Below are 13,082 nucleotides of genomic sequence, written 5' to 3'. Positions count from 1 at the left end.
TCAAGATTTGTCTTGAAGTTTTCTGACTCTGTGCTAGAATAAAAAAGAAGGGCATATCTGTGATGCCCGGGAATAATTGCAAAGTAATTTCGGAGGTAATCAACAATGGCTGATATGTTTGCACCCCTGGTAGCCCAGCTGAAGGCAAACCCCAAGACGATCGTTTTTACCGAGGGCAATGACCCTCGCATCCTGGAGGCCGCAAGCAAGCTGCTGACTGAGGGCGTGTTGAACGTCGTTATGGTCGGCAACGAGGCAGAGTGCAAGGCTGCTGCCGCTGCTGGCAATTTTGATATTTCCGCTGCTGAGATCATCGACCCTGAGAACTACGCCGGCTTCGATGAGATGGTCAACACCATGGTCGAGCTGCGCAAGGGCAAGCAGACCGCAGAGGAGTGCACTGCTCTGCTGAAGAAGTCCAACTACTTCGGCACCATGCTGGTCAAGATGGGCAAGGCTGACTGCCTGCTGGGCGGCGCTACCTACTCCACCGCCGACACCATCCGTCCCGCTCTGCAGCTGGTCAAGACCAAGAAGGGCGCTCATCTGGTGAGCTCCTGCTTCATTCTGGACCGTGACTGCGGCGAAGAGGGCCTGAAGCGCATCGCTATGGGCGACTGCGCCGTCAACATCGACTACACCGATACCGTCGATAAGGCTACCGGCGAGGTCAAGGTCGCTGCTTCTGCCAAGCTGGCTGAGGTGGCTGTCGAGACCGCTAAGACCGCTAAGCTGTTCGGCATCGACCCGAAGGTCGCTGTCCTGAGCTTCTCCACCAAGGGTTCCGGCAAGGGCGGCACCGTCGCTCTGAGCCACGACGCTGTCATCAAGGCTCAGGAGATGGCCCCCGAGCTGGCTATTGACGGCGAGCTGCAGTTCGACGCAGCCGTTGCTCCCGAGGTCGCACAGGTCAAGTGCAAGGGCAGCAAGGTCGCCGGTCAGGCCAACACCTTCATCTTCCCCTGCATCGAGGCCGGCAACATCGGCTATAAGATCGCACAGCGTCTGGGCGGCTACGCTGCCTACGGCCCCATCCTGCAGGGCCTGAACGCTCCCATCAACGACCTGTCCCGTGGCTGCAACGCCGACGAGGTCTACAAGATGAGCCTCATCACCGCCTGCCAGTCCTGAGCTGACACCCGGCTGAACTGAAAAGCTGAAAAGAGCCGCTGCCGCATTCTGCGGGCAGCGGCTCTTTTGGCTGTAGTGCGGAGATTCTCGATTCTGGGATGAACCGCTCATAAAAAGGAGGTTTTATCATGCGAAGAAAATTTATTGCGGCGGTCACATCGGGGGTTCTGGCCCTGACGGTCATGGCAGCTCTGCCCACCCATGCGGAGGCGGTGAGCATCTGGCTTGACCTTACCCCGGGGACGGAAAGCGTCGAGACGTTCCAGTACAAGGACTATGCAGACCGCTATTCGGACGCCTACGAGCTCTATGGTTACGACGCTGAGGCACTGTTCAACCACTATGAGACGGTCGGCAAGGCCGAGAATCGGGTAGGACGCTTCAAGAAGACGCCGGAAGAAGATGACCGGCATCCCTATGTGTGGGACGCCGATGAGCCGCTGGACCCGCTGCCGCCTTTGGACTTTCACGCGCAGCCGGACTGGTTCGATGCCCGTACCCTCCCGGAGAACCTGTCCAACGTCCGTATCATAAAAGAATATGAGCAGCTGGAAGCCTTTATAGAGAAAGACGAGTGGATCGGAGACCCCGTTCTGGTGCGGAAGGAAGAGCTCCTGAATGAGATGAGCAGCCGCGTCCGGAACTATGACGGCCGGCGCGGCGGAGCTGACTATCTCCGCGCCATCAGTCAGGACATCGACGTACTGCTTGATTTCATGGGATAAGGATGCTATAAGATGAAAAGGGAAGAGCCTCACTGCAAAGCGGTGAGGCTCTTCCCTTTGGTGGAGCACAGAGGGTTCGTCTGGCTCACGTGTGGTGGAGGCGATGGGAGTCGAACCCATGTCCGAAAAGAGTTCAGCGTAGGTGTCTCCGGGTGCAGGCGATCTACAACATTCCCTCCGCGTCACGCCGGTCGTCAGGCTAACGCTTCAGTAGCTTCATGAGTTCCTGCCGGTCCGCAAAGCTTAGGTCCGTTCAGGTGCTGTGTCTAAAGGACGCCCCGGCCCCACACGACACAAGAGTGGGCGGAACGCGCAGCACTCAGGCTGCGAGCAACTGATAATTATTGTTGTCAGTTAATTTTTTGGAGGAGTTTAGAGCAGTTCCCCCACTGCTACCCGCTGCCCAGGCCTCGCTCCCCCCGTCGAAACCTTTACGCCCCCATAAAGCGCATGCTGCCATGCGCAGAAAGCTTGGTATTCTCAGGGCAGGAATGCTGCCTGAAAGAGATTTAGTAGAATTTGCCGTTGGACTTCACAGCCCGGTCGATGGAGCGCTTGGCGTCGCGCTTGGCGGCGTCGGCACGCTTGTCGTAGAGCTTTTTGCCCTTGCAGAGGCCGACTTCCATCTTGACGCGGCCATGCTTGAAGTAGAGAGAAAGGGGAACGAGAGTATAGCCCTGCAGCTTGCACTGCTGGTGCAGGCGCCGGATCTCGGTCTTGTGGGCCAGCAGACGCCGCACCCGCAGAGGGTCCTGATTGAAGATGTTGCCGTGGTCGTAGGGAGTGATGTGCATTCCCTTGACCAGAAGCTCGCCGTCCTCAATATCGACCCAGCTGTCCTTCAGGTTGACGCCGCCGGCACGCAGGCTCTTGACCTCGGTGCCTTTCAGCTCGACGCCCGTTTCCAGCGCTTCGAGCACAAAATACTCGTGACGCGCCTCGCGGTTTGTGGCGATGGTCTTTGTCGCCGGACGTTCTTTGGCAGGTGCCATGAAGCGCGCCTCCTTTCCTTTCCTCTAGAAGCCGTTTTCATAAGCATTGCACACCGTCCGAACGGCCTTTTTGCTCGCATCCTGCGTTGTTTCCCCTTGCAATCCACCAAGGATTGCTGCGGGAAACCGCCTTGTATACGGGCAAAAATTCTCGTCGTTCGGCGCACCCTGCTTATAAAAGCAGCTTCTTTGTCTTGTCATTATATCACATTTTGCTGGATTTTCAAGAGCGATTTTTGAAAGAATCGTTAAGGTTCTATAAAATCTGCTCTTTACAGCTCGTCGCGGCCGGAGAGCGCGCGGTAAAGCGTCGTCTCATCGGTGTACTCGAGGCTACCGCCCACGGGCAGGCCGTAGGCCAGACGGGTGGTCTTGATGCCCAGGGGCTTGATGAGCTTTGCCAGATACATGGCCGTGGCCTCGCCCTCGACGGTGGGGTTCATGGCCATGATGACCTCTTTCACCTCGCCGCTGCCCAGCCGGGCCAGCAGCTCCTTCACCGAGAGCTGTTCGGCGCCGATGCCGTCCATGGGGCTGATGAGGCCGTGGAGGACATGATACAGGCCGTGGTACTCCCGGGTGCGCTCAAAGGCCTGCACATCGCGGGGCGTCTCGACCACGCAGATGGTGGAGCGGTCCCGCTTGGCGCTGGAACAGATGGGGCAGAGCTCGGCCTCGGTGTAGTTCTGGCAGACGCGGCAGCGGTGGAGCCGGGTGTGGGCGTTCTGGATGGCCTCGGCCAGCGCCGCGGCGTCCGCGTCCGACATACTCAGCACCTGATAGGCCATCCGGGTCGCGCCCTTGCGGCCGATGCCCGGGAACTGGCTGAACTGCTCAATGAGCTTTTCCAGCGGCGCTGCGGTGTAACCCATGCATATCCCTCCCGCTTAGAGGCCGGGGATGTTCAGACCGCCGGTCAGCTTGCCCATCTCGGCCTCAGCAGTTTCGTCCACCTGCTTGACGGTGGCGTTGACGGCAGCGGCCACCAGGTCTTCCAGCATCTCGATGTCGTCGGGGTCAACGGCCTCGGGCTTGATGGTGATGCCAAGGACCTCGTGCTTGCCGTTCATGCGGACAGTGACCATCTCGCCGGAGGCGCTGCCGGTGTACTCGGCGGCTTCCAGCTCGGCCTGCTTGGCCTTCATGTCATCCTGCATCTTCTGAGCCTGACGCATCAGGGCGTTCATATCGGGGCGGCCAAAGCCTGCGGGCATTCTTGCTTTCATAATTGGTTCTCCTTAAAAGTTATTGTTTATCTTTTTTTCTTCGCGCTGTCCTCAATGCTCACGTCCAGACCCAGCTTTTCCAGCGCATGGAGTGACTGTTCGGCATTGGAGGTGTGCTTTGCGGCGGTGCGGGGCTCGTAGGGGCCGATCGGCACCGCGACGCCTGACACCTGCGCGATGAGCTTTTTGATGAGCCGCTGGCTGTCCTTGTTGACACGGATGAAGTCCCGGAAGGTCTTGCCGCCGTCGATGAGCACCCGTGTGCCATCGAAGTACGCCTTCGATTTGCGCAGGTAGCTGTGAAGCATCGGGTCCTTCTCCTGTAAGAGCTTGACGACCTCGCTCCACTGCTCGAAGGGATTGATACCCTCTGCGGCCACCTTGCGGGGGCGGCTGAGAGCCGGGTCGGCGGTGTATTCCGGGGCAGGTGCTGTCGGCGAGACCGTTGCAGCGGGCTCAACCGGTCTCTCTTCCGGTACGGGCGATACAGGCGCAGTGACCGGCGCAGTCGGCTCATCCCAGGGCAGGGAGGCCGACTCCGCCACCGGCGGCTCGTCGGGCGGTGGTGGAAGCTCTTCGTCTGCGGGCGCGGGGGACTCCGGAATATCCGGGACAGCGGCCTTCGGCTCTGCAGCGGGCGCGGGAGCAGGCTCCTTTTCCACTGCCGGTGCGGCCACAGGTTCCACGGGTGCAGCAGGTGTACTCATGAAAGGCTGCGGCGCAGGCTGGACCGGTGCCGCAACAAAGGGCCGGACGACCGGTGCGGCCGGAGCGACAGCCTGCACAGTCGTTGCCGCCACGGGGACAGCTGCGGCCTGCGGCGGCTCCGAGAGGGTGAAGAGGGCCAGTTCCAGCTCGATGCGCTGGTCACTGCCCCGGGTCATATGCTCAAGGGCGCTGCCCAGCGTACGGATGGCCCGGATGGCCTCCCGCTGGCCCAGCTGAGGGCCTTTTTCGAGGTACTGCTGTTCCTCTTCGGGGGAAACACCGGACAGCAGGCTCTGCCCGCCGGGCAGAGCCGCCAGCATCAGGGCGCGGTAGTGGGCGATGAGCTCTTCCGTCAGACGCTTCACATCCACCGACTGCTGCCGCAGTGCGGCCAGCTGCGCCAGCGCCGCTGCGCCGTCCTGCGCTTCCAGAGCATCCGAAATATGGAACAGGTAGCTCCGGTCGGTGACGCCCGCCATCCGGCGGACAACATCGGCATCGATTTTTGCGGTCACACCGGCGCAGGTGTCGAGGATCGAGAGGGCGTCGCGCATGGCACCGTCGGCCAGGCGGGAGATCAGCTCTGCACCACCGGTCGTCAACTCTAAGCCCTCTTGGCCGGCGATATACTCGACCCGCTGGGCGATGTCTTCCGGCCCGATGCGGGTGAAATCGTACCGCTGGCAGCGGGAGAGGATGGTGGCGGGGACTTTCTGGATCTCGGTCGTGGCGAGGATGAAGATGACGTGGGCGGGCGGCTCTTCCAGCGTTTTCAGCAGGGCGTTGAAGGCCGCTGTGGACAGCATGTGTACCTCGTCGATGATGTATACCTTATAATGACAGGCACTGGGGGTGTAGGCTGTCTCATCCCGCAGGTCGCGGATGTCGTCCACACCGTTGTTGGACGCGGCGTCCATCTCCACCACGTCGAGGATGCTGCCGTTGTCGATGCCCCTGCAGATCTCGCACTCGCCGCAGGGGTCGCCGTTATGGGGGTGAAGGCAGTTGACCGCCTTGGCGAAGATCTTCGCGCAGGTGGTCTTGCCCGTGCCGCGCACGCCGGTAAACAGGTAGGCGTGGCCTACGCGGCCCGACGCTACCTGATTGCGCAGCGCCGTGACGATGCCGTGCTGTGCGACGACATCCTCAAACCGCTGGGGTCTCCATTTGCGGTATAATGCGCGATACATCGGTGCTTCCCTCCCGTCAGTAATAAAAAATCGGACAGCGCTGACGGGGTTTGACCCCCGCCTTGCGTAACTCGGCATACGGATGCAGGCTGACTGAAACGCACGGGGCGCGCCGCTTAAGGCTGCTTGGTTCCCCACCTGACCTGGTTCACTGCGGCTCCATCGTACAGGACCCGCATCCGTATGCCGAACCACGCAGCAGGCGCTGTCCGACAAGGCACACGATTCGTGTGCCTTAGTATTGTACCACAGTTCGGTGAGGATTGCAAGAGGAAGCTAAGGCTGCTCCCATCCGGCCCGCAAAAGCTCCAGTGCGTGTGTTTCAAGCCGGGAAACGTAACTCCGGCTTATTTGGAGCAGCTTTGCCGTTTCCAGCTGGGTCAGCGGCGGCTGGCCCGCCAGACCGTACCTTAATAATATGAGTTTCCGCTCCCGGGCGGGCAGCCCCTCGATGAGGCGGCGCAGGCGCTGGGCATCGTCCTGTTTTTCGCAGCTGTCCTCCATGCAGAAGCCGTCCTGCAGCACATCGGCAAGGGTGAGGGCAGAGTCTTCCTTTCCGGCATCAAGACTCTCCTGAAGCGAGAGGGTGGGGGCGTTCTTCCGCTCCCGCCGGAAGTGCATCCGGAGCTCGTTTTCGATGCACCGGCTGGCATAAGTGGAGAAGCGCGCCCGGCGGGTGGAGTCGAAGGTGTCTACGGCTTTCATCAGGCCAATGGTGCCGATGGAAATCAAATCGTCCTGCTCAGAGGGGAGAGCATAGTATTTCTTTGCGATGTGCGCCACTAGGCGCAGATTGTGGCGGATGAGCTTTTCCCGGGCGGATGAATCGCCGGCCCGCAGATCGGCGAAGGTCCGGATCTCCTCCTGTGGGCTGAGCGGGCGGGGGAAACTGCCCGCTTCCAGATGGAGCGCAAGCACGAGAAACTTGGATGCAAAAAATTGCAGCAGGGTCAACAGCATACGATATCCCTCCCGGTACATAGTTGTTAAAGTGTATGAGCCGGAGTGCGGATAGTTGCCGGAGAGGCCTTTTGTGCGCGGTATCTTTTCCGCAGGGAAAAAGTGTGGTATACTGAGGGGGATAACTCGGAATTTATATATAAAGGAGAATATATGAAACTGTTTTTATGTTCGCACTTTTCAAGTGTAGGAAGTCTGATAAAGGAAGAAATTGAAAATAAAAAAGTCGCATTTATTCCAACAGCTTCGCTGCGTGAAGGCTACACCGGTTATGTCGGCTCAGCTCGAAAATTATTCAAAAAGTTGGGAGCAATCGTAACTGAAATTGATATTTCAACGGAGGCTTATTCAACGATACAGTCTGTTTTTGAAGATGCGGATGTGATATATTTTACCGGCGGAAATTCTTTTTTCCTTATAGACCAGCTCCGTAAAACGGGAACGGATGAGCTGTTGAAGAAAGAATTGGCAAAGGGAAAACTGATGATTGGTGAATCGGCAGGTGCGATTATATGCGCTCCAAGCATCCAATATATCGAGCAAATGGATGAAAAGCCGGAGGACTACTCACAAGAAGATGATGCAGGGCTTGATTTGATTGATTTCTATGTTCTTCCGCATTATCTTACAGCACCATTTAAGAAAGTTACCGAGAAAATAATGACTGAGTTTTCGGATTTGAATCTATGCCCAATTAACAACCGTCAGGGAATTGTAATTGATGGTGAAGGTTCAAAGGTTATTTGCAAAGACTAATTTGAAAATTCCCATTTATCGAGTGACGAAAACAATACATCCTTCAACGGATGGCCCCAAAACAGTTGTCCGTTATTTTTATACTCACGCGGCAGGGGAAAATTGCTCTACAGAGCCGCCATGGGCGGCGCATGGAACGGTCAACGGGTCAACAGCTCAAAATGATTCCGCTTTGTGACCAGCAGCCCTTCTTTTTGCAGCTTGGAAAGCTCCACCGACATGGCGGCGCGCTCCACGCAGAGAAAATCTGCCAGCTGCTGACGGTCAAAGGGAATGTCAAAGGAAAGGGAGGACTGCCGGATGGATTCGGCAGACAGGTAGGACAGCAGCTTTTCCCGGGTGGTGCGCTTGCTGACATGGGTGATCTTATCGTTAAAAAGCAGTATTTTGTTTGCCAGAACGCTGACCAGATTGCGGATGAGCTTCTGGTGATGGTCGCAGGCGGTGGGGCAGGAGGTGAGCAGCCGCTTGACGTTCAGCAGCAGGATCTCGCAATCCTCCTCCGCCACCACGCTGATGTTCAGGATGGCACCGGGGGTGGCGGCGTAAGGCTCCCCGAAAAAGTCCCCGGTGTTGCACTTGGACAGGATATTGCGGTGTCCCCAAAGATCCTCCTGGATCACAAGGGTAGAGCCGGACAGCATGAGCCCCATGACCTCTGTGGAATCTCCGGCACGGAAAATATAGGAGCCCCGGGGGCGGGTGATCTTCGCTGCACTGACGCAGTGCAGGATGGACAAGATCTCATCATCGGTAAGCCCGGTAAAGAAGGGGCAGTTCCGCAGAACAGGCAGATATTTTTGCATAAAGACTCTCCTTGTTGGAATTCAAACAGACAAGATGGCTTTAGTATACTATAATAGACCTGCAAATGCAAAAAACACCCACAACAGGAGAGTATAGATATGATTCGGAAGATCATCCATATTGACGAAGAAAAATGCAACGGCTGCGGGCTGTGTGCGACCGCCTGCCACGAGGGAGCCATCGATATTATCAACGGCAAGGCAAAGCTGGTGCGGGAAAATTTCTGCGATGGCTTTGGCGACTGTCTGCCGGGCTGCCCTACCGGTGCCATCACCTTTGAGGAGCGGGAAGCCCCTGCTTACGACGAGGCGGCGGTGCAGGAAAACAAAAAGAAAAAGGAACTGCAGGAAAAGATGAAGCACCTCCACGAGGGCGGCTGCCCCGGCTCCCGGATGCGGATGCTGGAACAGCCGGAGGCGGCCGAAAGTGCAGCTTCTGCCCCCGTGCAGCCGGTCTCCCGCCTGCGCAACTGGCCGGTGCAGATCAAGCTGGTTCCTGTCCATGCGCCCTACTTTGAGGGCGCAAAGCTCCTGATCGCGGCGGACTGCACGGCCTATGCCTACGCCAATTTCCATCAGGAGTTTATGCGCGGCAAGGTGACCCTCATCGGCTGCCCGAAGCTGGACGCTGTGGATTACAGCGAAAAGCTCACGGAGATCCTGCGCAGCAACGACATCCAGAGCGTGACCATCCTCCGCATGGAGGTGCCCTGCTGCGGCGGCTTGGAGATGGCGGCAAAAAAGGCGCTTCAAGCCAGCGGAAAGTTCATTCCGTGGCAGGTGGTCACCATCTCCATTGACGGAAAAATCCTGGATTAAAAGCACAGGGCAAAAAAGAAACCACCGAGAAAACACAGACCCGCTAAACGAATACCGCCGAGGAGCTTCCCAGTTGGGAGGCATCCTCGGCGGATTTTTTAGTTTATATAGCAGCTTTGCGGAGCAATGCGCCTGTTACCCGTATATTTTCCCCACGATCTTTCCGCATCGCAGGACGGCTGTCTATACCGATGGCCGGACTGTGGAAAAGTACAGGGAGCAACTTGCGTAAATTTTTACGCAGATCGGCCTCTCTTTTTTACACAGCCAATGCCAATTAGCGCTTGAAAACGAAACGCTGCGCAAGTATACTATACTAGATATGTTATACAAGTTTGAGCGCGAATTGATATATCAGTTTACCATAAAAGACATACCAGAATTGAAGTGTGCAGCGGAATCGAAACCCTACGAGGATGAAGAAAATGAAATTCGATAGAAGACTTACAGATGAAATCTACACTTCCGATACGGTAAAGCTGGGAAAATTGGTACGTTTTACACTGTGACGATTCAAAAAACAGAGGAGAGATATTTTACTATGATCTACAAAAAGCGATACGGTCAACCGTTTGATACCGAAAGTGTAGTGGGTTCTTTTTTGCCCATGATGGAAACGATACCCTATCTGACCAAGGAGCCGGATGGTTTCTCCTATGCCATGGAACCGCAGGATGTCCTGTATGGTCTTGGCGAAAACGTCCGTGGTATCAACAAGCGCGGGTGGGTGTACGAAAGCAAATGCTCCGATGACGGCAACCATACCGAGGGCAAATCCTCGCTGTACGGTGCTTATAATTTTATGATCGTGTCCGGCAAGGATACATTTGGCTTTTTTATCGACTACCCGGGCAAGGTCACCTTTGACTGCGGCTACACCGACATGGATACCTTACGCATCACGGTGGCCGAGGAAAATTACGATCTCTACATCATTGAGGGCGAGAGCCTGACCGATATTGTGCACCAGTTCCGCCAGTTGGTGGGGCGCAGTTATATTCCGCCCAAATGGGCTTTTGGCAACGCCCAGAGCCGCTGGAGCTACATGAACGAGGACGAGGTCCGCGAGGTGGTGGCAAATTACCGTGCCAACAATATGCCGCTGGACGCTGTGGTTCTGGATATTGATTACATGGAGCGTTACAAGGACTTTACGGTGGATGCGCAGCGCTTCCCGCATTTTGCAGACTTTGCCGCCGAGATGAAAGCGCAGGGCATCCATCTTGTCCCCATCATCGATGCAGGAGTCAAGGTCGAAGAGGGATATGATGTGTACGAGGAAGGCGTGAAAAACGGCTACTTCTGCACGAATCAGGATGGCACCCCCTTTGTAGCCGGTGTGTGGCCGGGACGGGTACACTTCCCCGATATGCTCAACCCGGAAGCCCGTGCTTGGTTTGGCAGTCAATATAAAGTTCTGCTGGATCAGGGGATCGAGGGCTTCTGGAATGATATGAACGAGCCTGCTATTTTCTATGCAGAGGAAAGACTGAAAAAGACTTTTGCCCAAATGGGGAAATACACCGAGCAAAACCTGGATATTTCCAGCTTTGGTGCTTTTACCGGCATGGTGGCAGAGCTTTCCAACAACGAAAACGATTATAAGCTGTTCTACCACAACACCAAACAGGGGCGTATGCGGCACGACATTGTACATAATCTTTTTGGTTATAACATGACCCGTGCTGCAGGCGAGGCTTTTGAGCGGCTGGAGCCGGACAAGCGCATTTTGATGTACTCCCGTTCTGCCTGCATCGGGATGCACCGGTATGGCGGCATCTGGACCGGCGACAACCATTCCTGGTGGAGCCACATTCTGCTTGCGCTGCACATGATGCCCTCCCTGAATATGTGCGGCTTCCTGTACGAAGGCCCCGACATTGGCGGCTTTGGCAGCAATACCACGGAGGATCTGGTGCTGCGCTGGTACGGCATGGGCATCTTCTCTCCGCTGCTGCGGAACCACTCTGCCAAGGACACCCGCCGGCAGGAGCCCTACCGCTTTAAGAACAAGGCTGCCTTTGCCGGTATTTTACAGCTGCGCTACCTGCTGCTGCCCTACATTTACAGCGAGTACATGAAGGCTGCCCTGCACGACGGCATGTACTGTATGCCGTTGGCGTTCGCCTTCCCGGAGGATGACTTTGCCCGCCGGGTGGAGGATGAGGTGATGATCGGTGAAAGCCTGTTGATCGCCCCGGTATATGAACAAAATGCCCGAGGTCGGTACGTTTATCTGCCGGAGGAGATGCTGCAGGTGCGGGTAAAGTGCAGCGAAAGCAACCGCATGGAAACCAGCGTGCTGCCGGCAGGCCATCATTACATTCCGGTGGAGCTGGATGAAGTGGTGTTCTTTATGCGCAAGGGACACCTTCTGCCCCTTGCCAAGGACGGCAAAAAAATCCAGAGCGTTGCCGATGTGGATTTTGCAGATCTGCGCCTGCTTGCCTATGCTCCCGATGGTGCATCCTATGAATACTATACCGATGACGGCGAGACGAAGGATTATGACAAGCCGGAACATTTTGTGCATATCACGCTGGATGCGGATGGAAACGCAAAGAGCGATCGTGCTACGGTCAAAGTAGAAGGATAATCGTAACCGCCCAGTGAAAGCACGTCCCCAGAAAGACAAGAGGCACCCGATTCGGAATCGGGTGCCTCATTTTGTCATGCAAAGTTTTCCTGAATGAGCTCACTGAACAGCCAGTTCTTTCTGCCGACAGTAACTCAGTCCTTCTTCTCGGCGGTGCGGGCAAAGAAGTTGGCGAGGACGGCACCGGAAATGTTATGCCACACAGAGAACACAGCGCCGGGGATGGTTGCCAGCGGATACTGTGCAAAGTGGGCGGCAGCCAGAGAGGTGGCCAGACCGGAGTTCTGCATTCCGACCTCGATGGAAATTGCACGGCACTTGGTGGAATCCAGCTTCAGCAGCTTACCAACGCCAAAGCCGGTGAGGTAGCCCAGCAGGTTGTGCAGGATGACCACGGCAAGGATTAGCAGGCCGCTGGTCATGATCTTGGCGGAGTTTGCAGAAACAACGGCGCAGATGATGAGCACGATGGCGGTGGTGGAGATCAGCGGCAGCACCCGGACGGCGTTCTGGGTGAAGGAATGGAAGAAGTGGTTGACCACAAAGCCCAGTGCGATGGGCACCAGCACCACCTTGACGATGGACAGGAACATATTTACAGGGTTCACATCCACCCGCTGGCCGGCATACAGCAGGGTGAGCAGCGGGGTGAGGAAGGGCGCCAGCACGGTGGAAACTGCGGTCATGCCGACGGACAGTGCAACGTCGCCCTTGGACAGATAGGTCATCACGTTAGATGAGGTGCCGCCGGGGCAGGTACCCACAAGAATGACGCCGATCGCCAGCTCGGTGGGCAGGTGGAACAGCTGCGTCAGCGCCCATGCCAGAAAGGGCATCAGGGTGAACTGCGCAATGCAGCCGATGATCACGTCTTTCGGGCGGCTGAACACTACCTTGAAGTCCTCCGGCTTCAGGGTGAGACCCATGCCGAACATGACGATGCCCAGCAGGGTGTTGACCCATGCGGTCTTTACCACACTGAAGGTGCCGGGGAACAGCAGAGCCAGTGCCGCCACCACAATGACGATGGCGGCCATGTACTTGCCCACAAAGTCGCTTACTTTTTCCAATGTTTTCATGATAATACTCCTTTTCTGAACACTTATTTTTGCGGATGCAAAGGCAATGAAACATCCGGAAAATGGCTTTCCCGCAAACAAAAACGCCTTTGTC

At 56.6% G+C, this 13,082-nt stretch carries 12 protein-coding genes and 2 other RNA genes; 5 read left to right on the top strand and 9 right to left on the bottom strand.

The genetic code is table 11. The annotated features are described in order from the left end of the window. Nucleotides 1–105 precede the first annotated feature (105 nt). Entirely contained in the window at nt 106–1,131 is a 1,026-nt protein-coding gene (gene pta / locus F3G95_RS03260) for a phosphate acetyltransferase (RefSeq protein WP_149793791.1), read from the top strand. 128 nt (nt 1,132–1,259) lie between these two features. Next, complete coding sequence (locus tag F3G95_RS03255) at nt 1,260–1,856, top strand: hypothetical protein (RefSeq protein ID WP_149793790.1); 597 nt, start codon at nt 1,260–1,262, stop codon at nt 1,854–1,856. A gap of 92 nt (nt 1,857–1,948) precedes the next feature. On the opposite strand, the gene ssrA is transcribed toward F3G95_RS03255, so the two are convergent. The 7 genes from ssrA to F3G95_RS03220 form a co-directional block, all read right to left on the bottom strand. Continuing rightward, nucleotides 1,949–2,297: a transfer-messenger RNA gene (gene ssrA, locus F3G95_RS03250) on the bottom strand. Between the two features lie 68 nt (nt 2,298–2,365). Then, nucleotides 2,366–2,848 (bottom strand): SsrA-binding protein SmpB, encoded by a 483-nt coding sequence (gene smpB / locus F3G95_RS03245; protein WP_149793789.1) that lies wholly within the window; start codon nt 2,846–2,848, stop codon nt 2,366–2,368. A 272-nt stretch (nt 2,849–3,120) separates the two neighbouring features. Then, entirely contained in the window at nt 3,121–3,720 is a 600-nt protein-coding gene (gene recR, locus F3G95_RS03240) for a recombination mediator RecR (RefSeq protein ID WP_015563752.1), read from the bottom strand. Nucleotides 3,721–3,735: 15 nt separating this feature from the next. Then, nucleotides 3,736–4,074: a YbaB/EbfC family nucleoid-associated protein gene (locus tag F3G95_RS03235; RefSeq protein ID WP_149793788.1), complete on the bottom strand. Its 339-nt coding sequence runs from the start codon at nt 4,072–4,074 to the stop codon at nt 3,736–3,738. Nucleotides 4,075–4,100: 26 nt separating this feature from the next. Next, nucleotides 4,101–5,972 carry a DNA polymerase III subunit gamma/tau gene (gene dnaX / locus F3G95_RS03230; protein ID WP_149793787.1) on the bottom strand — a complete coding sequence of 624 codons (1,872 nt, stop codon included), beginning with the start codon at nt 5,970–5,972 and terminating at the stop codon, nt 4,101–4,103. Nucleotides 5,973–6,051: 79 nt separating this feature from the next. Next, an RNA gene (gene ffs / locus F3G95_RS03225) (signal recognition particle sRNA small type) lies at nt 6,052–6,151 on the bottom strand. Between the two features lie 97 nt (nt 6,152–6,248). Further along, nucleotides 6,249–6,932: a sigma-70 family RNA polymerase sigma factor gene (locus F3G95_RS03220; protein ID WP_149793786.1), complete on the bottom strand. Its 684-nt coding sequence runs from the start codon at nt 6,930–6,932 to the stop codon at nt 6,249–6,251. Nucleotides 6,933–7,085: 153 nt separating this feature from the next. Between F3G95_RS03220 and F3G95_RS03215 the strand changes: the two genes are divergently transcribed. Next, complete coding sequence (locus tag F3G95_RS03215) at nt 7,086–7,688, top strand: Type 1 glutamine amidotransferase-like domain-containing protein (RefSeq protein ID WP_015563755.1); 603 nt, start codon at nt 7,086–7,088, stop codon at nt 7,686–7,688. A 140-nt stretch (nt 7,689–7,828) separates the two neighbouring features. Here F3G95_RS03215 and F3G95_RS03210 read toward each other — a convergent pair whose 3' ends face one another. Beyond that, a complete protein-coding gene (locus tag F3G95_RS03210; protein WP_097772291.1) occupies nt 7,829–8,494 on the bottom strand; it encodes a Crp/Fnr family transcriptional regulator in 666 nt (221 codons plus the stop codon). 99 nt (nt 8,495–8,593) lie between these two features. Here F3G95_RS03210 and F3G95_RS03205 point away from each other — a divergent pair, with 99 nt between their 5' ends. Continuing rightward, on the top strand, nt 8,594–9,313 hold the full coding sequence (locus F3G95_RS03205) for a 4Fe-4S binding protein (RefSeq protein WP_149793785.1): 720 nt from the start codon (nt 8,594–8,596) through the stop codon (nt 9,311–9,313). A gap of 541 nt (nt 9,314–9,854) precedes the next feature. Beyond that, nucleotides 9,855–11,909 carry a TIM-barrel domain-containing protein gene (locus tag F3G95_RS03195; RefSeq protein WP_149793784.1) on the top strand — a complete coding sequence of 685 codons (2,055 nt, stop codon included), beginning with the start codon at nt 9,855–9,857 and terminating at the stop codon, nt 11,907–11,909. 134 nt (nt 11,910–12,043) lie between these two features. Here the strand turns inward: F3G95_RS03195 and F3G95_RS03190 are convergent, their stop codons facing one another. Beyond that, entirely contained in the window at nt 12,044–12,988 is a 945-nt protein-coding gene (locus F3G95_RS03190) for a bile acid:sodium symporter family protein (RefSeq protein WP_149793783.1), read from the bottom strand. Nucleotides 12,989–13,082 lie beyond the last annotated feature (94 nt).

The organism is Faecalibacterium sp. Marseille-P9312 (genome assembly GCF_902497445.1).
In the GTDB taxonomy this organism is placed as follows: domain Bacteria; phylum Bacillota; class Clostridia; order Oscillospirales; family Ruminococcaceae; genus Faecalibacterium; species Faecalibacterium longum.
Note: the sequence above shows the minus strand (reverse complement) of the source record. Positions and strands in the feature narration are given on the sequence as shown.

Coding starts and splice junctions, on each gene's coding strand:
- smpB (WP_149793789.1), bottom strand. CDS start 2,848: ATGGCACCTGCCAAAGAACGTCCGGCGACAAAGACCATCGCCACAAAC.
- F3G95_RS03220 (WP_149793786.1), bottom strand. CDS start 6,932: ATGCTGTTGACCCTGCTGCAATTTTTTGCATCCAAGTTTCTCGTGCTT.
- F3G95_RS03190 (WP_149793783.1), bottom strand. CDS start 12,988: ATGAAAACATTGGAAAAAGTAAGCGACTTTGTGGGCAAGTACATGGCC.
- dnaX (WP_149793787.1), bottom strand. CDS start 5,972: ATGTATCGCGCATTATACCGCAAATGGAGACCCCAGCGGTTTGAGGAT.
- F3G95_RS03235 (WP_149793788.1), bottom strand. CDS start 4,074: ATGAAAGCAAGAATGCCCGCAGGCTTTGGCCGCCCCGATATGAACGCC.
- F3G95_RS03215 (WP_015563755.1), top strand. CDS start 7,086: ATGAAACTGTTTTTATGTTCGCACTTTTCAAGTGTAGGAAGTCTGATA.
- F3G95_RS03205 (WP_149793785.1), top strand. CDS start 8,594: ATGATTCGGAAGATCATCCATATTGACGAAGAAAAATGCAACGGCTGC.
- F3G95_RS03255 (WP_149793790.1), top strand. CDS start 1,260: ATGCGAAGAAAATTTATTGCGGCGGTCACATCGGGGGTTCTGGCCCTG.
- recR (WP_015563752.1), bottom strand. CDS start 3,720: ATGGGTTACACCGCAGCGCCGCTGGAAAAGCTCATTGAGCAGTTCAGC.
- F3G95_RS03195 (WP_149793784.1), top strand. CDS start 9,855: ATGATCTACAAAAAGCGATACGGTCAACCGTTTGATACCGAAAGTGTA.
- F3G95_RS03210 (WP_097772291.1), bottom strand. CDS start 8,494: ATGCAAAAATATCTGCCTGTTCTGCGGAACTGCCCCTTCTTTACCGGG.
- pta (WP_149793791.1), top strand. CDS start 106: ATGGCTGATATGTTTGCACCCCTGGTAGCCCAGCTGAAGGCAAACCCC.